Genomic DNA, 25,194 nt, shown 5'->3' on the forward strand with positions numbered 1-25,194 from the left:
ATGGTTCCAGGCAAGAGCCCGAAGGTGGGGGAGACCAGCATGGCCCTCGAGAAGCCCGACATCGTCGGAGCCCTGCGCAAGTCGCTGAAGGAGACGGAACGCCTCCGGCGCGAGAACCGGCAACTGCTCGACCGGGCGGCGGAGCCCCTGGCCATCGTCGGTATGGCCTGCCGCTTCCCCGGAGGCGTGGCCTCGCCCGAGGACCTGTGGTCGCTCGTCGCCGAAGGGCGGATGGGATTCTCCGAGTTCCCCGCCGACCGCGGCTGGGACCTGGAGAACCTCTACGACCCGGACCCGGACCACCCCGGCACCGCGTACACCCGCCACGGCGGATTCCTCGACGACATGGCCGAGTTCGATGCCGAGTTCTTCGGCATCAGCCCCCGTGAGGCGCTCGCCATGGACCCGCAGCAGCGGCTGCTCCTCGAAGGCGCGTGGGAGGCCTTCGAGGACGCGGGCATCGACCCGACCACGCTCAAGGGCAGCGACACCGGGGTCTTCTGCGGACTCATGTTCTCCGACTACCAGTTCGTCGCCGGGCAGAGCGACCGGAGGCCGGAGATCGAGGGCTACCTCTCCATCGCCTCCTCGCCCAGCGTCGCCTCCGGACGCATCAGCTACACCTTCGGCTTCGAGGGCCCCGCGGTCACCGTCGACACGGTCTGCTCCTCCTCGCTGGTGGCCATCGACGTCGCCGCCAAGTCCCTGCGCTCCAAGGAGTGCTCGCTCGCCGTCGTCGGCGGCGCGACCACGCTCGCCCGCCCCAGCGCCTTCGTCGAGTTCAGCCGCCAGCGCGCCCTCTCTCCCGACGGCCGCTGCAAGGCCTACGCCCAGGCCGCCGACGGCGTCGGCTGGGCCGAGGGCATGGGCCTGCTCGTCCTCGAACGGCTCTCCGACGCACGGCGCAACGGCCGCCGCATCCTCGCCGTCGTCCGCGGCAGCGCCGTCAACCAGGACGGCGCGAGCAACGGCCTCACCGCCCCCAACGGCCCCTCCCAGGAACGGGTGATCCGCCAGGCGCTGGCCGCCGCCGGCCTCGCCCCGTCCGATGTGGACGCCGTCGAGGGCCACGGCACCGGCACCCCGCTCGGCGACCCGATCGAGGCCGAGGCGCTGCTCGCCACCTACGGACAGGGCCGCACCGACGGCCCGCTCTGGCTCGGCTCGGTCAAGTCGAACTTCGGGCACACCCAGGCCGCCGCCGGTGTCGCCGGTGTCATCAAGATGGTCATGGCGATGCGCCACGAGACGCTTCCGCCCACCCTCGGCGTGGACGCCCCCTCCCCGCACGTGGACTGGTCCTCGGGGGAGGTCGCCCTGCTCACCGAGGCGCGCCCCTGGCCCGCCGGCGAGCGGACCCGGCGCGCCGGGGTCTCCTCGTTCGGCGTCAGCGGCACCAACGCCCACGTCGTCCTGGAGGAGGCCCCGCCGGCCGAAGCCCCCGAGCCGGCGCACACCCCGGCAGCCGGCGAGGACGGCACCCGCGCCCCGCGGCCCGTGCTCGTGCCGCTCTCCGCACGCGGCGACGCCGCCCTGCGCGAAGCCGCCGACCGGCTGCGCGCCCACCTGATCGCCCACCCCGAACTCGACCATGTGGACGTCGGGTTCGCCCAGGCGACCACCCGCGCCCACCTGGAGCACCGTGCCGTCGTCGTCGCCACCGACCGGGGCGCCCTGCTCGCCGGTCTCGGCGACCTGAGCGCGGGTGAGCCGTCCGCCCATGTGGCGGAGGGGCAGATCATCGGTTCCGGTGTGAAGCCGGTGTTCGTGTTCCCGGGGCAGGGGGCGCAGTGGGAGGGCATGGCGGTCGAGCTGCTGGATTCTTCGCCGGTGTTCGCGGCGGAGGTCGCGGCGTGCGGTGAGGCGCTGGCGGAGTTCGTGGAGTGGCGGCTGGAGGATGTGCTGCGGGGTGTGCCGGGGGCGCCGTCGCTGGAGCGTGTCGACGTGGTGCAGCCGGCGCTGTTCGCCGTCATGGTGTCGCTGGCGGCGTTGTGGCGTTCGTACGGTGTGGAGCCGGCGGCCGTCGTCGGGCATTCGCAGGGGGAGATCGCGGCCGCGTACGTGGCGGGTGGTCTGTCGCTGAAGGATGCGGCGCGGATCGTGGCGGTGCGCAGCCAGTTGGTGCGCGACCGGCTGGCGGGGCGTGGCGGGATGATGTCGGTGGCCCTGCCGGTGGCGGCTGCGGAGGAGCTGATCGCCCCCTGCGCGGGTGCGGTGTCGGTGGCGGCTGTGAACGGCCCCTCGTCCGTCGTGGTGGCGGGTGACCCGGCGGCGCTGGACGAGATCGCGGCCCGCTGCGAGAGCGACGGTGTGCGCGCCCGCCGCGTCAACGTCGACTACGCCTCCCACACCCACCACGTCGAAGCACTGGAGGACGACCTCCTCACCGCCCTCGCCCCCGTCGAACCCACCAGCGGCCGGGTGCCCTTCCACTCCACCGTCACCGGCGGCTTCATCGACACCGCGACGATGGACGCCGGCTACTGGTACCGCAACCTGCGCGCCCGGGTCGGCTTCGCACCCGCCGTCGCCGCCCTCGTCGACAAGGGCATGGGCTGCTTCGTCGAGGCGTCCCCCCACCCCGTCCTCACCATGGCGGTCGAAGGCACCGTCGAGAGCAAGGACGCCGCCGCACGCGTCGCCGTCGTCGGCTCCCTGCGCCGCGACGAGGGCGGACTGCACCGCTTCCTGCTCTCCGTCGGCCGGGCCCACACCGCCGGCGTACGCGTCGACTGGGACGCCGTCTACGCGGACACCGGCGCACACCGCGTCGACCTGCCCACCTACCCCTTCCAGCGCGAGACGTACTGGCTCACCCCCGCCGCCCGGGGCGGCGACGTCGCCGCCGCCGGGCTCGACCGGATGAAGCACCCCGTCCTCGCCGCCGCCGTCCAGGTCGCCGACCGCGACGAGTGGGTCTTCACCGGCCGCCTCGCCACCGACTCCCAGCCCTGGACCCGCGACCACCTCGTCCTCGGCACCGTGATCGTCCCCGGCACCGCCGTCGTCGAACTCGTCCTCGCCGCGGGCCGACGCCTCGGCTGCGAACTCCTCGACGAACTCGTCCTCGAAGCGCCGCTCACCCTCGACGAGACCACCGCACGGCACCTGCGCGTCACCGTGGGCCGCCCCGACGACGAAGGCCGCCGGGACGTCGCCGTCCACTCCTACACCGAGACGGGCACCGGCCCCGACGCCACCCGCGAAGCCGTCCGCCACGCCCGGGGCCGGCTCGCCGCCGACACGGATGCCCAGGCACCGGCCTTCCCCACGGCCTGGCCCCCCGCCGGCGCCACCGAGTCCTCGGCCGACGCCCTCTACGAGAACCTCGCCGACGCCGGACTCGACTACGGCCCCCTCTTCCAGGGCGTCCAGGCCGTGTGGCGCGCCGGAGCCGAGATCTACGCCGAGGTGTCCCTCCCGGACGGCACGGCCACCGACGGATACACCGTCCACCCGGCCCTCTTCGACGCCGCACTCCACCCCAGCATGATCGACAAGGACCCGGCGTCCGCCCTGGACCTGCCGTTCTCCTGGACCCGCGTCCACTGCGCCCGCCCCGCCCCGGACCGGGTCCGCGTCCGTGTCGCCCCCGCCGGCGACCACGCCTTCCGCATCGACATCGCCGACGAGAACGGCGACACCGTCGTCAGCGCCGAAAGCCTCGCCGTCCGCCCCGTCGACCCCGCACAGCTCACCCGCACGGGCGGTGAGCAGAACACCCTGTTCCAGCTGGAGTGGACCCCCGTCACCACCACCCCGTCCACGGCCCGCGTCGCCGTCCTCGGCGACCTGGGCGCCCCCGGCGCCCGCTTCGCCGACCTGAACGCCCTGGAGGCCGCCCTCGCCGCCGGCACCGCGGGCGCCGACCTGGTCCTCGCCGGGATCGAGACCCCCGCAGGCGACGACCCGGCCCACGCCGCGGGCGTCGTCGCCGAACGCACCCTCGCCCTCGCCCAGCGCTGGCTCGCCAGCGAATGGGTGGGCGAGGCCACCCTCGTCGCCGTCACCCGCGGCGCCGTCGCCGTCGGCGACGCACCCGTGGACCTCGCCCAGGCACCCGCCTGGGGCCTGCTGCGCAGCGCCCAGACCGAGCACCCCGGCCGCTTCGTCCTCCTCGACACCGACGGCGGCACCCCGCCGGACTTCAGCGCCCTCGCCGAGCTGGACGAACCGCAGCTCGCCGCACGCGGCGGCGCCCTGCTCGCGCCCCGACTCGCCCGGCCCGCCGCCGGACCCGCCGGCAGCGCCGCACCCGCCGGTCACGCCTGGCGGCTCGGCAGCACCCGCAAGGGCTCCCTGGACAACCTCACGATCCTGCCCTCCGACGGCGAACGCCCCCTCGGCGTGGGCGAGGTCCGCATCGCCGTCCGCGCCGCCGGCGTCAACTTCCGCGACGTCCTCATCGCCCTCGGCATGTACCCGGGCGACGCGCCCCTCGGCAGCGAGGCGGCGGGCGTCGTCCTCGAAACCGGCTCCGCCGTCACCGACCTCGCCCCCGGCGACCGCGTGTTCGGCCTGGTGCCGGACGCCTTCGGCCCCGTCGCCGTCGCCGACCGCAGGACCATCGCCCCCATCCCCGAGGGCCTCACCTTCACCGAGGCCGCCGCCGTCCCCGTCGTCTACCTCACCGCCTACTACGGACTCGTCGACCTGGCGGGCCTGAAGCCGGGCGAGAAGCTGCTCGTGCACGCCGCGGCCGGCGGCGTCGGCATGGCCGCCGTCCAGCTCGCCCACCACTTCGGCGCCGAGGTCTACGCCACCGCCGGCCGCCCCAAGTGGTCCGCCGTACGCGACCTCGGCGTCCTCCCCGAGCGCATCGCGGGCTCCCGCGACCTGGACTTCCGCGAAGCCCTCCTGGAAGCCACCGGCGGCACCGGCGTGGACATCGTCCTCAACTCCCTGGCAGGGGAGTTCGTCGACGCCACCTTCGACCTGCTGCCCCGCGGCGGCCGGTTCGTCGAGATGGGCAAGACCGACATCCGCGACCCGGAAGCCGTCGCCCGCACCCGCCCCGGCATCGCCTACCGCTCCTACGACCTGATGGAGGCGGGCCCGGACCGCATCCAGCGGATGCTCACCGACATCGCCGACCTGTTCGCCCGGGGCAAGGTCCTGCCCTCCCCGATCCGCGCCTGGGACGCCCGCCGCGGCCGGGAAGCCTTCCGCCACCTGCGCGAGGGCCGCAACATCGGCAAGGTCGTCCTCACCGTCCCCGCACCCCTCGACCCCGAGGGCACCGTCCTGATCACCGGTGGCACCGGCGGCCTCGGCGCCCTCTTCGCCCGCCACCTCGTCACCGCCCACGGCGCCCGCCACCTGCTCCTGGTCAGCCGCCGCGGACCGGCCGCCGAAGGCGCCGCCGCACTCGTCGCCGACCTGGAGACCCTCGGCGCCCGCGTCCGCGTCGCCGCCTGCGACGTCTCCGACCGCACACGGACCGCCGCCCTGCTCGACTCCCTCGACCGACCGCTCACCGCCGTCGTCCACACCGCCGGAGTCCTCGCCGACGGAGTCATCGAGTCGCTCACCCCCGAACAGATCCGGCACGTCATGCGGCCCAAGTCCGACGCCGCGTGGTACCTCCACGAGCTGACCGCCCGCATGGACCTGTCGGCGTTCGTCCTCTTCTCCTCGGCAGCCGGTCTCCTCGGCAACGCCGGCCAGGCCAACTACGCGGCCGCCAACGCCACCGTCGACGCGCTCGCCGCACACCGGCAGGCGGCCGGACTGCCCACCCTCTCCCTCGCCTGGGGCCTGTGGTCCGACTCCACCGGCATGACCGGCGAACTCGACGCCGACGACCTGGCCCGCATGGAACGCACCGGCATCGGCGCCATCGCCGGCGAGCAGGGCCTCCAGCTCTTCGACCAGGCCCTCGCGTCGGACGCGGCCCTGCTCGCCCCCGTCCGCCTGGACCTCGCCACCCTGCGCACGCAGGCCCGGACCGGCACCCTGCCCGCCCTGCTCCGCGGCCTCGTCCGCGCACCCGCCCGCCGCGCCGACACCTCGCGCTCCCTGCAACGCCGGCTCGCCGGCGTCCCGGAGGCCGAGCGCGAGCAGCTCGTCCTGGACCTGGTGCGCACCCAGGTCGCCTCCGTCCTCGGCCACGCGTCCGCCGCCGCCGTCGAACCGGACCGCGCCTTCAAGGATCTCGGCTTCGACTCCCTCGCCGCGGTCGAACTCCGCAACCGGCTCGCCCAGGTCGCCGGTGTACGGCTGCCCGCCACCCTCGTCTTCGACCATCCGACCCCCGTCGAGGCCGCCCGGCGCATCCTCGCCGAAGTCGGGGGCGCCGTCACCGGCCCACCCCCCTCGCCGCTCGACGAGGAACTCCAGCGGCTCGAAGCACTCCTGATCGCCGTGGCCGGCCACGAGCAGCAGCTCGCCGGCGCCGAGCCCCGCCTGCGCTCGCTCAGCAACCGGCTGCGGACCCTGCTCAGCGCCACGGGCACCACCGACGACACCGACGACGGCCTCGAGGCCGACCTCGAGGCCGACCTCGACTTCGTCTCCGACAGCGAAATGTTCGACCTGATCGACAAGGAGCTCGGTTCCGCATGACGGGGAACACGCAAGTCCGTACGACCGGGAACCCGGACGACGGCCGGAGCGGACCGGCGGGCGACGGCCCGGGCACCGCCACGGCCCGCGACGGGGCGACGACCGACGAGCAGAAGCTCCGCACCTACCTGCGCCGCGTCACCACCGAACTGCGCACCGCCAACCGGCGCGTACGCGAACTGGAGCAGCGCGACGTCGAACCGGTCGCCATCGTCGGCATCGGCTGCCGCTTCCCGGGCGGGGTCACCTCGCCCGAGGAACTGTGGGAGCTGGTCGCGTCGGGCCGTGACGCGATGGGCCCCTTCCCCGCCGACCGCGGCTGGGACCTGGAGCGACTCTACGACCCGGACCCGGACCGGCCGGGCAGCGCCTACGCCCGCGAGGGCGGCTTCGTCCCCACCGCGACCGCCTTCGACGCAGGCTTCTTCGGCATCAGCCCCCGTGAGGCGCTGGCCATGGACCCCACCCAGCGGCTGACGCTGGAGACGTCCTGGGAGGCGCTGGAGCACGCGGGCATCGACCCCACCACCCTGCGGGGCAGCGACACCGGCGTGTTCGCCGGCACCGTCTCCTCCGACTACGGCCCCGCCACGCTGCCCGAACTCGAAGGGTTCCGCGTCACCGGCACCCAGAGCAGCGTCATGTCCGGCCGCGTCGCCTACAGCCTCGGCCTCGAGGGCCCCGCCGTCACCATCGACACCGCCTGCTCCGCCTCCCTCGTCGCCCTCCACATCGCCGCGAACGCCCTGCGGGCCGGCGAGTGCTCCCTCGCCCTCGCCGGCGGCGTCACCGTGCTCGCCGGCCCCTTCCTCTTCGTCGAGTTCAGCCGCCAGCGCGGCCTCGCCCTCGACGGCCGCTGCAAGGCGTATGCGGCTGCTGCGGACGGGACGGGGTTCTCGGACGGTGCGGGTGTGCTGGTGGTGGAGCGTCTGTCGGACGCGCGGCGCAACGGTCGCCGGATTCTGGGTGTGGTGCGGGGCAGCGCGGTGAACCAGGACGGTGCGAGCAATGGTCTGACGGCTCCGAACGGTCCGTCGCAGGAGCGGGTGATCCGTGCGGCGTTGGCGTCGGCCGGTCTGTCGGCGTCCGAGGTGGACGCGGTGGAGGGGCACGGTACGGGGACGAAGCTGGGTGACCCGATCGAGGCGCAGGCGCTGCTGGCGACGTATGGCCGGGAGCGGGCGGGCGAGCCGTTGTGGCTCGGCTCCATCAAGTCGAACATCGGTCACACCTCGGCTGCCGCGGGTGTGGCGGGTGTGATCAAGATGGTGATGGCGATGCGGCACGGGATGCTGCCGCCGACGCTGCACGCGGACGAGCCGTCGCCTCATGTGGACTGGGAGTCGGGCGAGGTCCGGCTGCTGACCGAGGCCCGGGAGTGGACCGTCGAGGGCGGCCGTCCGCGTCGCGCGGGGGTGTCCTCGTTCGGTGTGAGCGGGACCAACGCGCACCTGATCCTGGAGGAGGCCCCGGCCGCGGAGGAGCCCGCCGAGCGGGCGGCTGTCGGTGCGCCGGTGCCGGTCGTGGTCTCGGCGCGTACGGATGCGGCGCTCACGGCGCAGGCGGCGCGGCTGCGGGAGCAGGTGGCTGCTGACGCCGATGTGTCGGTGGCGGATGTGGCCTTCTCGTCGGTGACGTCGCGTGCGCTGCTGGAGCGGCGTGCGGTGGTGGTGGCCTCGGACCGTGAGGAGCTGCTGGCGCGGCTGGCCGATGTCGCGGCCTCGGAGTCGGGTGTCGGTGGCAAGTCGGCGTTCCTGTTCACGGGGCAGGGGTCGCAGCGTCGGGGGATGGGGCTGGAACTGGCGTCGCGGTTCCCGGTGTTCGAGCGTGCTCTGGATGCGGTGTGTGCGGAGCTGGATCCGCGGTTGGGGCGTTCGCTGCGGGAGTTGCTGGCCGCGGACGGCGAGGTTCTGAACGCGACGGAGTTCACGCAGGCGGCGCTGTTCGCGGTCGAGGTGGCGTTGTTCCGTCTGGCGGAGTCGCTGTCGCTCCGGCCTGACTTCCTGATCGGGCATTCGGTGGGTGAGATCGCTGCCGCGCATGTGGCGGGGGTGTTGTCGCTGGCGGATGCGGCTGAGCTGGTGGTGGCGCGTGGGCGGTTGATGGGTGGGCTGCCTGCGGGTGGGGCGATGGTGGCGGTGCAGGCTGCTGAGGCCGAGGTGGCCGCTTCCCTGGCGGGCTTCGAGGGCCGGTTGGAGATCGCCGCCGTCAACGGGCCGTTGGCCGTTGTCGTCTCCGGTGACGCGGACGCGGTGGAGGAGTGGCTGCCGGCGTGGGAGGGGCGCAAGACGTCCCGCCTGCGGGTGTCGCACGCGTTCCACTCGCCGCGCATGGAGCCGATGCTGGAGGAGTTCCGCACGGTCGCGGAGGGCCTGTCCTACGCCACGCCCGCGGTTCCGGTGGTCTCGAACGTCACGGGCGAGGTCGTCACCGGCTTCGACGCGGACTACTGGGTGCGTCATGTCCGTCAGGCGGTGCGTTTCGCGGACGGTGTGGCGACCCTGTGGGACCTGGGTGTCCGCCGGTTCCTGGAGCTGGGTCCCGATGCGGTGCTGACCGCGATGGCCCGTCAGTGCGTCGAGGACGACGCCGAGGCCGTGTTCGTCCCGGCTCTGCGCGCCAAGCACCCGGAGGCGGAGACGTTCGCCGCGTTCCTGGGTCGGGCCCACACCTCGGGGGCGGGCGTGGACTGGGACGCGTACTACGCGGGTACGGGCGCGCGCCGCGTCGATCTCCCCACGTACGCGTTCCAGCGGGAGCGGTTCTGGCTGGCACCGGTCACGGGCGCGGGGGACGTGACCGCCGCCGGTCTGATCGCCGTCGACCACCCCCTCCTCGCCGCCACCGTGCAGGTCGGGGACCGCGACGAGTGGGTCTTCACCGGCAACATCTCGACCGAGAACCACCCCTGGGTCGCCGAACACCTGCTGCTCGGCACCATGGTGGTGCCCGGCACCGGGCTGGTCGAACTGGCGCTCGCCGCCGGCCGCCGGGTGGGCGTACCCGTGGTGGACGAGCTGGTGCTCGCATCGCCGCTCCTCATACAGGACGGCGTCACCCGGCAGCTCCAGATCACCGTCGGGGCCGCGGGTCCCGACGGCCGCCGCGACCTGGCGGTCTACTCCCGGCCGGAGCACGGCCCCGCCGACGCCGAGCCGACGTGCCACGCCCGCGGCACCCTCGCCACCGACACCGCGCCCGCGCCCGCCTGGAGCGAGCAGTGGCCGCCGCAGCACGCCGAACCGCTGTCCGCCGACGAGCTGTACCGCAGCCTCGGCGATCTCGGCTACGACTACGGACCCCTCTTCCACGGCGTGGAGGCCGCCTGGCGCGACGGTGACACCACCTATGCCGAGGTGTCCCTGCCCGAGGGCCACGAAGGTTTCGGCATTCACCCGGCACTCTTCGACTCGGCGCTCCAGAGCGGCGTCGTGCTGCTCACGGGCGACGCCACCGCAGCCCATCTGATGCCCTTCAGCTGGAGCGGTGTCCGGCTCGACCGGGCGGGCGCCACCCGCCTGCGGGTCCGCTCCACCCTGACCGGCGCCACTTCCCTGCGCCTCGACGCGGTCACCGAGGACGGCACCCCGGCGGTGTCCGTCCGCTCCCTCGTCGTCCGACCCGTCGAACAGGCACGCATCGACATCACGCACGGCGACGCGCGGCAGTCCCTCTACGCGGTGGACTGGACGCCCGTCGAACCGCTCCCGTCCGCCGCCGGTCCCTCTCCCGCCCGCATCGGGACGGGTGACGGCGACCACATCCACCCGGACGCGCTGGAAAGCGCTCTGGCCGACGGTTCCGAGGCCCCTGACCTGGTGCTCGCGGACGTCGGCTCCCCGGGAGCCACGGTGGCCTCGACCGCGGTCGAGGCGCTGGCGCTGGTGCAGGGGTGGCTGGCGAGCGAGAGGCCGGCCCACGTCCGTCTGGTCGTCGTCACCCGGGGCGCGGTCCCGGTCGACGGGGAGGCGCCGGACATGGCGCAGGCGGCGGTGTGGGGTCTGCTGCGGAGCGCCCAGTCCGAGCACCCGGACCGTTTCGTCCTGGTGGACGTCGCCGTGGACGGCGACGAGCCGGACTGGCGCACGCTGCCGGTCGCGGAGGAGCCGCAGCTCGCGGTGCGCGGGGGCCGGGTGTTCGCGCCGCGGCTGGTGCGTGCACCGGTGGGTGTCGGGGGCGTCGCGTTCGACGCGGAGGGCACGGTGGTGATCACGGGTGGTACGGGTGGTCTGGGTGCGCTGTGCGCCCGTCACCTCGCCACCGTCCACGGGGTGCGGCGTCTGCTGCTGCTGAGCCGTCGCGGCCCGGCGGCGGAGGGTGCGGCGGAGCTGGTCGCCGAGCTGGCCGGGGCGGGGTGTGAGGCCCGGGTCGTGGCGTGCGACGTGTCCGACCGGGCGCAGCTCGCCGCTGTCCTGGGCGGACTGGAGCGTCCGTTGACCGCCGTCGTGCACACGGCAGGTGTGCTGGACGACGGTGTGGTGGAGTCGCTTTCGGCCGGGCAGGTCGAGCGGGTGATGCGTCCGAAGGTGGACGCGGCGCTGCATCTGCACGAGCTGACGGCCGACGCGGAGCTGTCCGCGTTCGTGGTGTTCTCCTCGGTCGCCGCGCTGATCGGCAGCCCGGGGCAGGGCAACTACGCTGCTGCGAACGCGGCGTTGGACGCGCTGGCCGCGACGCGCAGGGCCGCCGGACTGCCCGCCACGTCCCTCGCCTGGGGCCTCTGGGGCGGCATCGGCGGCATGGCGGAGGCGCTTGACGCCGACGACCTGGCCCGCCTGGAGCGCACCGGTGTCGGCGCGCTCTCCCCGGAGCACGGTCTCGAACTCTTCGACCTCGCCCTCGGTACCGGCTCCGCGCTTCTCGCACCCGTGAGGCTCGACACGGCCGCGCTGCGCGCCCGGGCCAGGGCCGGAGCGCTCCCCGCGCTGCTGCGCGGGCTCGCCCCCGTGCCCGTACGGCGCCCCGACGCGGGCGGCACGCTCGCGCAGCGCCTGGCCGGCGTCGGCCGGACGGAACGCGAGCCGATCGTCCTCGACGCGGTGCGGGAGCAGGTCGCCTCGGTCCTCGGACACACCACCCCGGCGACCGTCGACACGGACCGCGCCTTCAAGGACCTCGGCTTCGACTCGCTGAGCGCGGTCGAGCTGCGCAACCGGCTCACCCAGGCCACCGGGGTCCGTCTGCCCGCCACGCTCGTCTTCGACCACCCCACACCGGCCGCCGTAGCCACGCTGCTCCTCGCCGAGATCGGCGGCGCTGCGGATGCGCCGACCGCCGCCCCCGTCCGCCCCAGGCGGGCCACGGCACCGGACGAGCCGCTGGCGATCGTCGGCATGGGCTGCCGCTTCCCGGGCGGGGTCACCTCGCCCGAGGAACTGTGGGAGCTGGTGTCCTCGGGGCGCGACGCCGTCGGCGGGCTGCCGACCGACCGTGGCTGGGACGCGGACATCTACGACCCCGACCCCGACCAGGTCGGCAAGATCAACACCCGCGGCGGCGCCTTCCTGGAGGGGATCGGCGAGTTCGACGCGGAGTTCTTCGGCATCAGCCCGCGCGAGGCGACCGCGATGGACCCCCAGCAGCGACTGCTGCTGGAATCGTCGTGGGAGGCGTTCGAGCACGCGGGCATCGACCCGACGACCCTGCGCGGCAGCGACACCGGTGTGTTCGCCGGTGTCGTGACCACCGACTACGGCGGCATGGCCTCGGGCGATCTGGAGGGCTACCGTCTCACCGGCACCACGACCAGCGTCGTGTCCGGCCGCATCGCCTACACCCTGGGCCTCGAAGGCCCCGCCATGTCGGTGGACACGGCGTGCTCGTCCTCGGCCGTCGCCCTGCACCTGGCGGGCCAGGCGCTGCGCAACGGCGAGTGCTCACTCGCCCTGGTGGGCGGCGTGACGCTGCTCGCCGGCCCCTACCTCCTCACCGAGTTCAGCCGCCAGCGCGCTGTGTCCCCCGACGGTCGCTGCAAGGCGTATGCGGCTGCTGCGGACGGGACGGGGTTCTCGGACGGTGCGGGTGTGCTGGTGGTGGAGCGTCTGTCGGACGCGCGGCGCAACGGTCGCCGGATTCTGGGTGTGGTGCGGGGTACCGCGGTGAACCAGGACGGTGCGAGCAATGGTCTGACGGCTCCGAACGGTCCGTCGCAGGAGCGGGTGATCCGTGCGGCGCTGGCGTCGGCCGGTCTGTCGGCGTCCGAGGTGGACGCGGTGGAGGGGCATGGTACGGGGACGAAGCTGGGTGACCCGATCGAGGCGCAGGCGCTGCTGGCGACGTATGGCCGGGAGCGGGCTGGGGAGCCGTTGTGGCTGGGGTCGATCAAGTCGAACATCGGTCACACGTCGGCTGCCGCGGGTGTGGCGGGTGTGATCAAGATGGTGATGGCGATGCGGCACGGGGTGCTGCCGCCGACGCTGCACGTGGACGAACCGTCGCCGCATGTGGAGTGGGAGTCGGGTGCGGTCCGGCTGTTGACGGAGGCCCGTAAGTGGGCTGCCGAGGGCGGGCGTCCGCGTCGTGCGGGGGTGTCCTCGTTCGGTGTGAGCGGGACCAACGCGCACATCATCGTGGAGGAGGCGCCGGCCGCCGAGGAGCCCGCCCCGGTGGAGCGGACGGTGTCCGGTGCGCCGGTGCCGGTCGTGGTCTCCGCCCGTACGGATGCGGCGCTCACGGCGCAGGTGGAGCGGCTGCGTGTCCAGGTGCTGGCGCGTCCGGAGCTGTCCCTGCTCGACACCGCGTACTCCCTGGTGACGTCGCGTGCGCTGCTGGAGCGGCGTGCGGTGGTGGTGGCCTCGGACCGTGAGGAGCTGCTGGCGCGGCTGGGGGACGTGGCTGCGGGTGAGCCGGGCGTCGGGGGCAAGTCGGCGTTCCTGTTCACGGGGCAGGGGTCCCAGCGTCGGGGGATGGGGCTTGAACTGGCTTCTCGGTTCCCGGTGTTCGAGCGTGCTCTGGATGCGGTGTGTGCGGAGCTTGATCCGCGGTTGGGGCGTTCGCTGCGGGAGTTGCTGGCCGCGGACGGCGAGGTGCTGAACGCGACGGAGTTCACGCAGGCTGCGCTGTTCGCGGTCGAGGTGGCGTTGTTCCGTCTGGCGGAGTCGTTGTCGATCCGGCCCGACTTCCTGATCGGGCATTCGGTGGGTGAGATCGCTGCCGCGCATGTGGCGGGGGTGTTGTCGCTGGCGGATGCGGCTGAGCTGGTGGTGGCGCGTGGGCGGTTGATGGGTGGGCTGCCTGCGGGTGGTGCGATGGTGGCGGTGCAGGCGGCCGAGGCCGAGGTGGCCGCTTCCCTGGCGGGGTTCGAGGGTCGGTTGGAGATCGCTGCGGTCAACGGGCCGCTCGCGGTCGTCGTCTCCGGCGACGCGGACGCGGTGGAGGAGTGGCTGCCTGCCTGGGAGGGGCGCAAGACGTCCCGGCTGCGGGTGTCGCACGCGTTCCACTCGCCGCGCATGGAGCCGATGCTGGAGGAGTTCCGCACCATCGCGGAGGGCCTGACGTACGACACGCCCACCATCCCCGTCGTCTCGAACGTCACGGGCGAGGTCGTCGCCGGCTTCGACGCCGAGTACTGGGTGCGGCATGTCCGCCAGGCCGTCCGTTTCGCCGACGGTGTGGCCACCCTGTGGGACCTCGGGGTCCGCCGGTTCCTGGAGCTCGGCCCGGACGCGGTGCTGACCGCGATGGCCCGCCAGTGCGTCGAGGACGACACGGAGGCCGCCTTCATCCCGGCTCTGCGCGCCAAGCACCCCGAGTCGGAGACGTTCGCCGCGTTCCTGGGCCGGGCCCACACCTCGGGCGCGGGCGTCGACTGGGACGCGTACTACACGGGTATCGGCGCGCGCCGCGTCGATCTGCCCACCTACGCCTTCCAGCGCCAGAACTACTGGCTGTCCCGCAAGGCCGGTGCCGGCGATGCCGCAGCCGCCGGGATGGACCGGATGCGGCACCCGGTCCTGGCCGCCGCCGTGCAGGTCGGCGACCGGGACGAGTGGGTCTTCACCGGCAGCATGTCGCAGGAGACCCAGCCCTGGACGCGCGACCATGCCGTCTTCGGCATCGTGCTGGTGCCCGGGACCGCCATGTGCGAGATGGCGCTCACCATCGGACGCCGTCTGGGCTGCGAGGTCGTCGACGAGATGGTGATCGCCGCGCCGCTGGTCCTGGAGGACGGCGTGACACGGCAGATCCGTGTCACGGCCGGCGCCCCCGGGGACGACGGCCGCCGCGAGATCGCGTTCTTCTCCCGGATCGACGCGGGGGAGGATGTCGTCACCGAGCTGACCTGCCACGCCCGCGGCTGGCTCTCCGGCGCGGCCGAGCCGCTGCGGCCGCTGCCGATGCCGTGGCCGCCGGCGGACGCCGCGTCCCTGCCGGTTTCCGAGCTGTACACGCTGCTCAACCGCAACGCCCACCTGACCGACGTCGGCTTCGACTACGGTCCCGCCTTCCGCGCCGTCACATCGGCCTGGCGCCGGGGCGAGGGGGAGGTGCTCGTCGAGCTGGAGCTGCCCGAGGCGGCCGGTCCGGCCGATGGGTTCGCCGTGCACCCCGCGATGTTCGACTCCGCACTGCACGGCGGGCTCGGCATGCTCGACATGGGGGAGGACAACCCGAGCGGGCTGCCCTTCTCGTGGTCCGGTGTGCAGCTGGAACGCTTCGGGCTGACCCGTCTGCGGGTGCGGATCACCCTGCCCGACCCGATGTCGCTCCAGCTCGACATCGCGGGCGAGGACGGCCTGCCGGTCGCCTGCCTGCGGCGCCTCGACGTCCGGCCGGTCGAGCAGGCGCACCTGGAGGCGGCCCGCGGCGACGCCGGGCAGGACCTCTACGCCCTGCACTGGGCGCCCGTCGCGGCCACCCCGGCACCGGGCACGGAACCGCTCCGGACGGCAGTCCTGGCGACCGCCGGCGACGGCACCCGGTCCGGCACCGCGACCGCCGGCGCCTTCGGCGGCACGGCGGAGCGGTTCGCCGACCCCGCCGCGCTGGAGAAGGCCCTCGCGGAGGGCAGGGACGTGCCCGCCGCCGTGCTCGCCGAGGTCGTCACCCCGGGCGGTCCCCTGGACACCGCGGCCCGGACCGTCGTCGGCGACGCACTGGACCTGGTGCAGCGGTGGCTGGCCGCCGGGCAGCCGGCCGACTGCCGCCTCGTGCTGGTCACCCGGCACGCGGTCGCGGTGGACGGCGAGGCGCCGGACGTGCCGCAGGCCGCCGTGTGGGGTCTGCTGCGCAGCGCCCAGTCCGAGCACCCCGGACGGTTCGTCCTGGTCGACACGGACGGCACCGAGCCCGACTGGACGGCGGTGCTCGCCACCGGCGAACCGCAGATCGCCGTGCGCGGAACGCGGTTGCTCACTCCGCGCCTGGTCCGCGCCGAGGCCCCCGTGCCCGGTCGCGAACCGGCGCTCGACCCGGACGGCACGGTGGTGATCACCGGCGGCACGGGCGGGCTGGGCGCGCTGTTCGCCCGCCACCTGGCCACCGTCCACGGGGTGCGGCACCTGCTGCTGCTCAGCCGCCGCGGCCCCGAGGCCGAAGGCGCGGCCGAACTGGTCGCCGAGCTCGCCGAGTCGGGCTGCGAGGCCCGCGTCGCCGCCTGCGACGTCGCGGACCGTGAGCAGCTCTCGGCGGCGCTGGACGCACTGCGTCACCCGCTCACCGGCGTCGTGCACACCGCGGGCGTCCTGGACGACGGGATCATCGACTCGCTGACTCCCGGACACGTCGAACGCGTCATGCGCCCGAAGGTCGACGCGGCACGCCACCTGCACGAACTGACCGGGGGAGCGGGCCTGGCGGCCTTCGTGGTCTTCTCGTCGGTCGCCGCGCTGATCGGCAGCCCGGGGCAGGGCAACTACGCGGCCGCCAACGCGGCTTTGGACGCGCTGGCCGCGTCGCGCAGGGCCGCCGGCCTGCCCGCCACCTCCCTCGCCTGGGGGCTGTGGTCGGACAGCGCGGGCATGGCCGCCCAGCTCGGCGCGGGCGAACTGGCCCGCCTGGAGCGCATGGGCGCCAAGGCGCTCACGGCCGAGACCGGCCTCGCCCTCTTCGACCGGGCCCTCGCGACGGACGCGGCCCTGCTGGCCCCCGTCCGCCTCGACACGGCCGTGCTGCGCGACCAGGCCCGCACAGGCGCCGTCCCCGCGGTGCTCCGCGGGCTGGCGCCGGCGGCCGCCCGGCGCACGGACGCCCCCAGCGTGTCCCTGCGCGACCAACTGGCGGGCGTCGAGGAGGCGGACCGGCCACAGCTCGTCCTCGACATGGTCCGCACCCAGGTGGCGGCCGTCCTCGGGCACACATCGGCCGCGGCCGTCGAACCCGACCGGGCGTTCCAGGAGATCGGCTTCGACTCGCTGGGCGCCGTCGACCTGCGCAACCGGCTCACCCGGGCCACCGGCCTGCGGCTGGCCGCGACGCTCGTCTTCGACCATCCGACGCCCGCCGCGATCGCGCGCCTGCTGCTGGCCGAGCTCGGCGGCATCGCCGCCGCCGAACCACCCATCGAGAAGGAACTGAACAAGCTGGAAGACATGCTCTCCACGGTCGCCGACACCGAGCGACGCCATGTGGCCGAACGCCTGCGCCGCCTGCTGTCCGTCGTCGCCGACGACGGCGAGGCGGAGAGCACGGCCGAGCGCATCGAAGCGGCCACGTCCATGGACGAGGTCTTCCAAATGATCGACGCCGAGTTCGGCGAAGCGTGACTGGGGGCGGGGAAATGGCAGAGAACACCGAACAGCAGGAGAAGATCGCCCGCTATCTGAAGAAGATGGCGAGCGATCTCAACCAGGCCCGCGCACGCCTTCGCGAGTACGAGTCACGGGACGGGGAACCGCTGGCGATCGTCGGCATGAGCTGCCGCTACCCGGGCGGGGTCACCTCGCCCGAGGAACTGTGGCAGCTCGTGGCCACCGGCGGCGACGGCATCGGCCCGTTCCCCGCCGACCGCGGCTGGGACCTCGACAACCTCTACGACCCCGACCCGGACCGCCTCGGCACCGTCTACGCCCGCGAAGGCGGATTCATCGACGGCGCCGCCGACTTCGACGCCGACTTCTTCGGCATCAGCCCGCGCGAGGCGACCGCGATGGACCCCCAGCAGCGACTGCTGCTGGAGGCGTCCTGGGAGGCGATCGAATCCGCTGGGATCGACCCCCACACCCTGCGCGGCAGCGACACCGGAGTCTTCGCCGGCGTCGGCCCCTCCGACTACGCGGCCATGCCCGCCGGCGCCCTGCCCCAGATCGAGGGCTTCCGCCTCACCGGCTCCACCACCAGCGTCGTCTCCGGCCGCGTCGCCTACAGCCTCGGTCTCGAAGGCCCGGCCGTCTCCGTCGACACCGCCTGCTCGGCCTCCGCCGTCGCCCTGCACCTGGCCGTCACCGCGCTGCGGGCCGGCGAGTGCTCCCTCGCCCTCGCCGGCGGCGTCACCGTGCTCTCCGGACCCTTCCTCCACATGGAGTTCAGCCGCCAGCGCGGCCTGGCCCGCGACGGCCGCTGCAAGGCGTACTCCGCCTCTGCCGACGGCACCGGATTCTCCGACGGCCTCGGCATGATCGTCCTGGAGCGCCTGTCCGACGCCCGCCGCAACGGCCGCCGCATCCTCGGGCTGATCCGGGGCACGGCCGTCAACCAGGACGGCGCCTCCAACGGCCTCACCGCCCCCAACGGGCCCTCGCAGGAACGCGTCATCCGTGCCGCGCTCGCCAACGCCGGCCTGCGCCCTGCCGATGTCGACGCCGTCGAGGGCCACGGCACCGGCACCGTCCTCGGCGACCCGATCGAGGCCAAGGCGCTGCTCGCCACCTACGGCCAGGAACGGGACGGCGAGCCGCTGTGGCTCGGCTCCATCAAGTCGAACATCGGCCACACCTCGACCGCCGCCGGTGTCGCGGGTGTGATCAAGATGGTGATGGCGATGCGGCACGGGGTGCTGCCGCCGACGCTGCACGCGGAGGAGGCGTCGCCGCATGTGGAGTGGGAGTCGGGTGCGGTCCGGCTGCTGACGGAGGCCCGGGAGTGGGCGGCTGAGGACGGCCGTCCGCGTCGTGCGGGCATCTCCTCGTTCGGTGTGAGCGGCACCAACGCGCACATCATCGTGGAGGAGGCCCCGGCCGACGAGCCGGAAGCCGATGCCCCCGCCGCCGACACCACTCCGCGGCCCGCCATCGCCCCCCGCACCACCGGCGCGGTGCCCGTCGTGATCTCGGGCCGCTCCGATGCCGCGCTGCGCGCCCAGGCGGAGCGACTGCATGCACACCTGGTGGCAGACCCGGAGCTGTCCGCTCTCGACACCGCGTTCTCGTCGGTGACGTCGCGTGCGCTGCTGGAGCGGCGTGCGGTGGTGGTGGCCTCGGGCCGTGAGGAGTTGCTGGCGCGGCTCGGTGACGTGGCTGCGGGTGAGCCGGGCGTCGGGGGCAAGTCGGCGTTTCTGTTCACGGGGCAGGGGTCGCAGCGCCGGGACATGGGTCTCGAACTGGCGGCACGGTACCCGGTGTTCGAGCAGGCGCTCAGCGAGGCGTGTGCGGAGCTTGACCCGCGGTTGGGGCGTTCGCTGCGGGAGTTGCTGGCCGCAGACGGTGAGGTGCTGAACGCGACGGAGTTCACGCAGGCTGCGCTGTTCGCGGTCGAGGTGGCGTTGTTCCGTCTGGCGGAGTCGCTGTCGCTCCGGCCTGACTTCCTGATCGGTCATTCGGTGGGTGAGATCGCTGCCGCGCATGTGGCCGGGGTTCTGTCCCTCGCGGACGCGGCTGAGCTGGTGGTGGCGCGTGGGCGGTTGATGGGTGGGCTGCCCGCGGGTGGTGCGATGGTGGCGGTGCAGGCCGCAGAGGACGAGGTGGCCGCTTCCCTGACGGGCTTCGAGGGCCGGTTGGAGATCGCCGCCGTCAACGGGCCGCTCGCGGTCGTCGTCTCCGGTGACGCGGACGCGGTGGACGAATGGCTGCCGGCCTGGGAGGGGCGCAAGACGTCCCGCCTGCGCGTCTCGCACGCGTTCCACTCGCCCCGCATGGAGCCGATGCTGGACGAGTTCCGCACGGTCGCGGAGGGTCTGTCCTACGCCACGCCCGCGATTCCGGTGGTCTCGAACGTCACGGGCGAGGTCGTCGCCGGCTTCGACGCGGACTACTGGGTGCGTCACGTCCGTCAGGCCGTCCGTTTCGCGGACGGTGTGGCGACCCTGTGGGACCTGGGTGTCCGCCGGTTCCTGGAGCTGGGACCCGATGCGGTGCTCACCGCGATGGCCCGGCAGTGCGTGGAGGACGACGCCGAGGCCGCGTTCATCCCTGCCCTGCGCGCCAAGCACGCGGAGGCGGAGACGTTCGTCGCGTTCCTGGGCCGGGCCCACACCTCGGGTGCGGGCGTGGACTGGGAGGCGTACTACGCGGGTACGGGTGCTCGGCGCGTGGATCTGCCCACGTACGCGTTCCAGCGGGAGCGGTTCTGGCTGGCACCGGTCACGGGCGCGGGGGACGTGTCCGCCGCCGGTCTGATCGCCGTCGACCACCCCCTCCTCGCCGGCCGGGCGCTGATCGGCGACCGGGGCGAGTGGCTGTTCACCGGCAGGATCTCCACCGACACCCAGCCCTGGACGCGCGACCACGTCGTCATGGGCGCGGTCGTGGTGCCCGGTGTGGCGCTGGTCGAGATGAGCCTGGCCGCCGGACGCGAGGTCGGCTGCCCGGTGCTCGACGAACTCGTCATCGAGGCGCCGCTGATCCTGGACGACGCGGCGGGGCGCAGGCTCCAGATCGTCGTCGGCCACCGGGACGACGACGCACGGCGCGAGTTCGTGGTCTTCTCCCACCCCGAGACCGACGACCCGGAGACCGCGGCGGAGGCCGTCTGCCACGGCCGCGGCTGGCTCGCCGCGGACTCGGCGCCGACGGCCGCGGCGTGGGACCTCGCCTGGCCGCCACAGGACGCCGCGCCGCTCACCGCTGAAGTTCTCTACTCGCGCATGGCCGACATCGGCTACGACTACGGCACCCTGTTCCAGGGCGTGGTCGGGGCATGGCAGGACGACGACGCCGTCCATGTCGACCTGGCGCTGCCGGGCGACACGACCGACGCCCATGCCTTTGGCCTGCACCCGGGTCTCTTCGACTCCGCCGTGCAGAGCTGCCTGTACGGGGAGAAGGCCGACGACTCGCTCGTCATGCCGTTCTCCTGGAACGGCGTCCAGCTCGGCCGGACCGGTGTCACCCGCGCACGGGCCCGTATCACCCCGGTCGGCGACGTGTCCTTCCGCATCGACATCGTGGACGAGGACGGCGGGCTCGTCCTCGGCATGGACAAGCTGGTCTTCCGCCCTGTCGACCGTGCCCAGCTCACCCGCGCCGGGCAGGCGGCCGGAGGCTCGCTCCACCGGGTGGAATGGAGCCCGGTCACGGTCGCCGCCACCGGAGGCACCGCCGATGTCGCCGTTCTCGGCGAACTCGCTGCCGAGGGAGCCGCGTTCGCGGATCTGGCGGCACTGGAGCAGGCGCTCGCGGACGGTTCCGCGACCGTGCCCTCCCTCGTCCTCACGGGCGTCGACGCGACCGCCGACACACCGACCGAAGCCGTCGTCCGGACGCTCGCCCTGGTGCGCGCCTGGCTCGCCGCCGACCGCCTGGCCGGCGCCCGGCTGGCCGTCGTCACCCGGCGCGCGGTCACCGTGGACGGCGAGGCACCCGATGTTGCACAGGCCGCCGTGTGGGGCCTGCTGCGCAGCGCCCAGTCCGAGCACCCCGGCCGGATTCTGCTCGTCGACCTCGACGCCGACACCACCACGGACGGGTTGGCCTGGGGCGGGCTCCCCGACCTCGACGAGCCGCAGCTCGCGGTGCGCGGCGGCCGGGTGTTCGCGCCGCGGCTGGTGCGTGCGGGGGCGGGTGTGGCGGTGACGGAGTTCGCCGCCGACGGCACAGTGGTGATCACCGGTGGCACGGGTGGTCTGGGCGCGCTGTTCGCCCGTCATCTGGCCACGACTCGTGGTGTGCGGCATCTGCTGCTGCTGAGCCGTCGTGGCCCCGAGGCCGAGAGGGCGGCGGAACTCGTCGCCGAGCTGGCCGGGTCGGGGTGTGAGGCCCGGGTCGTGGCGTGCGACGTGTCCGACCGCGACCAGCTCGCCGCAGCGCTGGACGCCGTCGAGCGCCCGCTGACGGCCGTCGTGCACACGGCAGGTGTGCTGGACGACGGCGTGGTCGAATCCCTGACGGCCGGGCAGGTCGAGCGGGTGATGCGTCCGAAGGTGGACGCGGCGCTGCATCTGCACGAGCTGACGGCAGACGCGGAGCTGTCCGCGTTCGTGGTGTTCTCCTCGGTCGCCGCGCTGATCGGCAGCCCGGGGCAGGGCAACTATGCCGCTGCGAACGCGGCGTTGGACGCGCTGGCTGCGACGCGCAGGGCTGCCGGACTGCCCGCCACGTCCCTCGCCTGGGGCCTCTGGGGCGGCATCGGCGGCATCGCCGGAGAGCTGAGCGACGCAGAACTCGCCCGCCTGGAACGCATGGGCTCCCAGCCGCTCCCGGCCGAGCAGGGCCTCGACCTCTTCGACCAGGCCCTCGCGACCGACGCGGCCCTGCTGGCCCCCGTCCGCCTCGACACAGCCGTGCTGCGCGACCAGGCCCGCACAGGCGCCGTCCCCGCGATCCTGCGCGGCCTGGCGCCGGCCCCCTCCCGCCGTGCCGACACCGGCGGCTCCCTCGGACGCCGCCTGGCCGGGGTCGCGGAGGCGGACCGCGAGCAGGTCGCCCTCGAGCTCGTGCTGGAACAGGTGGCCAGTGTCCTCGGCCATGCCTCGGCCGCCGCCGTCGATCCCGCCCGCGCCTTCAACGAGCTGGGCTTCGACTCGCTGAGCGCGGTCGAGCTGCGCAACCGGCTCACCCAGGCCACCGGCGTGCGGCTGCCCGCCACGCTCGTCTTCGACCACCCGTCCCCGGTCGCCGTCGCCCGGCTCCTGGTGGCCGAGGTCGTCATCGCCCCGACGCCCGCCCGAGCCCCGGTGCGCAAGCGCCGCTCGTCCACGGACGAGCCGCTGGCCATCGTCGGCATGAGCTGCCGCTTCCCGGGCGGGGTGACCTCGCCCGAGGAACTGTGGGAGCTGGTGTCCTCCGGCGGCGACGCGATGGGCCCGTTCCCCGCCGACCGGGGCTGGGACCTGGAGGGCCTGTACGACCCGGACCCGGACCGGCTCGGCACGGTGTACGCGCGGGCCGGCGGATTCGTCGACCGGATCGGTGAGTTCGACGCGGACTTCTTCGGCATCAGCCCGCGCGAGGCGCTGGCGATGGACCCGCAGCAGCGCATGCTGCTGGAGACCTCCTGGGAGGCGTTCGAGAACGCCGGGATCGACCTGACGACCCTGCGGGGCAGCGACACCGGCGTGTTCTGCGGCACCGTCTCCTCCGGCTACCACGCGACGATGGTCCCCGAACTGGAGGGCTACCACCTGACCGGCACCACCATGAGTGTGGTGTCCGGCCGGGTCGCGTACGCGCTCGGCTTCGAGGGCCCGGCCGTCTCCGTGGACACGGCATGCTCGTCCTCGGCCGTCGCCCTGCACCTGGCGGGCCAGGCGCTGCGCAACGGCGAGTGCTCACTCGCCCTCGTCGGCGGCATCTCGCTCATGGCCACCCCCGATCTGCTCATCGGCTTCAGCCGCCAGCGCGGCCTCGCCGAAGACGGTCGCTGCAAGGCGTATGCGGCTGCTGCGGACGGGACGGGGTTCTCGGACGGTGCGGGTGTGCTGGTGGTGGAGCGTCTGTCGGACGCGCGGCGCAACGGTCGCCGGATTCTGGGTGTGGTGCGGGGCAGCGCGGTGAACCAGGACGGTGCGAGCAATGGTCTGACGGCTCCGAACGGTCCGTCGCAGGAGCGGGTGATCCGTGCGGCGCTGGCGTCGGCCGGTCTGTCGGCGTCCGAGGTGGACGCGGTGGAGGGGCACGGTACGGGGACGAAGCTGGGTGACCCGATCGAGGCGCAGGCGCTGCTGGCGACGTATGGCCGGGAGCGGGCTGGGGAGCCGTTGTGGCTGGGGTCGATCAAGTCGAACATCGGTCACACGTCGGCTGCCGCGGGTGTGGCGGGTGTGATCAAGATGGTGATGGCGATGCGGTACGGGGTGCTGCCGCCGACGCTGCACGTGGATGAGCCGTCGCCGCATGTGGAGTGGGAGTCGGGCGAGGTTCGGCTGCTGACCGAGGCCCGGGAGTGGGCGGTCGAGGGCGGGCGTCCGCGTCGCGCGGGGATCTCCTCGTTCGGTGTGAGCGGGACCAACGCGCACCTGATCCTGGAGGAGGCGCCGGCCGCCGAGGTGCCGGCGGAGCGGGCAGCCTTCGGTGCGCCGGTGCCGGTGGTGCTGTCGGGCCGCTCCGATGCCGCGTTGCGCGCCCAGGCGGAGCGACTGCACGCACACCTGGTGGCACACCCGGAGCTGTCCGCTCTCGACACCGCGTTTTCGTCGGTGACGTCGCGTGCGCTGCTGGAGCGGCGTGCGGTGGTGGTGGCGTCGGGGCGTGAGGAGTTGCTGGCGCGGCTGGCCGATGTCGCGGCCTCGGATTCGGGTGTCGGGGGCAAGTCGGCGTTTCTGTTCACGGGGCAGGGGTCCCAGCGTCGGGGGATGGGGCTGGAACTGGCGTCGCGGTTTCCGGTGTTCGAGCAGGCGCTCAGCGAGGTGTGTGCGGAGCTGGATCCGCGGTTGGGGCGTTCGCTGCGGGAGTTGCTGGCCGCAGACGGTGAGGTGCTGAACGCGACGGAGTTCACGCAGGCGGCACTGTTCGCGGTCGAGGTGGCGTTGTTCCGTCTGGCGGAGTCGTTGTCGATCCGGCCCGACTTTCTGATCGGCCACTCGGTGGGTGAGATTGCTGCCGCGCACGTGGCCGGAGTGCTCTCCCTCGCGGACGCTGCCGAACTCGTTGTGGCACGTGGCCGGTTGATGGGTGGGCTGCCCGCGGGTGGTGCGATGGTGGCGGTTCAGGCCGCCGAGGCCGAGGTGGCCGCATCCCTGACGGGGTTCGAGGGCCGGTTGGAGATCGCCGCGGTCAACGGGCCGCTCGCGGTCGTCGTGTCCGGTGACGCGGACGCGGTGGAGGAGTGGCTGCCTGCCTGGGAGGGGCGCAAGACGTCCCGCCTGCGGGTGTCGCATGCCTTCCACTCGCCGCGCATGGAGCCGATGCTGGAGGAGTTCCGCGCGGTCGCGGAGGGCTTGTCCTACGGGGCTCCCGCGATTCCGGTGGTCTCCAACGTCACCGGCGAGGTCGTCGCCGGCTTCGACGCCGAGTACTGGGTGCGTCACGTCCGCCAGGCCGTCCGCTTCGCCGACGGCGTCGCCACCCTCTGGGGCCTGGGTGTTCGCCGGTTCCTGGAGCTGGGACCTGACGCGGTGCTGTCGGCGATGGCCCGCCAGTGTGTCGAGGACCGGGACGCCGAGGCGGTGTTCGTCCCGGCTCTGCGCTCCAAGCACCCGGAGGCGGACACCTTCGCCGCGTTCCTGGGCCGGGCCCACACCTCCGGTGCGGGCGTCGACTGGGACGCGTACTACACCGGCAGCGGCGCGCGCCGCGTCGACCTCCCCACCTACGCCTTCCAGCGGGAGAACTACTGGCTGATGCCCTCCGCCGGAACCGGTGATGTGTCCGCCGCGGGGCT

3 protein-coding genes (1 of these 3 running past the window's edge) are annotated in these 25,194 nt (G+C 73.8%); all 3 read left to right on the top strand.

Going from position 1 to position 25,194, the window contains the following annotated elements; genetic code table 11:
- Tightly spaced (each overlapping or abutting the next), the 3 genes in view from IAG43_RS35025 to IAG43_RS24725 form a layout consistent with a single transcriptional unit that may run on beyond the window.
- Window positions 1-6,564 (top strand): type I polyketide synthase, encoded by a 6,564-nt coding sequence (locus tag IAG43_RS35025; protein WP_281403982.1) that lies wholly within the window; start codon window positions 1-3, stop codon window positions 6,562-6,564.
- Window positions 6,561-17,267, top strand: coding sequence for a type I polyketide synthase (locus IAG43_RS24720; RefSeq protein ID WP_187742882.1), 10,707 nt, complete (start codon window positions 6,561-6,563; stop codon window positions 17,265-17,267). Before IAG43_RS35025 ends, IAG43_RS24720 begins: the two co-directional genes overlap by 4 nt.
- A protein-coding gene (locus tag IAG43_RS24725; protein WP_425508616.1) for an SDR family NAD(P)-dependent oxidoreductase crosses the window boundary here: on the top strand, window positions 17,264-25,194 show its start. Its footprint extends 7,945 nt past the window's final position; the window shows 7,931 of its 15,876 coding nt (coding positions 1-7,931); it begins with the start codon at window positions 17,264-17,266; its stop codon lies beyond the right edge, outside the window. Before IAG43_RS24720 ends, IAG43_RS24725 begins: the two co-directional genes overlap by 4 nt.

It is taken from the genome of Streptomyces genisteinicus (assembly GCF_014489615.1).
In the GTDB taxonomy this organism is placed as follows: Bacteria; Actinomycetota; Actinomycetes; order Streptomycetales; family Streptomycetaceae; genus Streptomyces; species Streptomyces genisteinicus.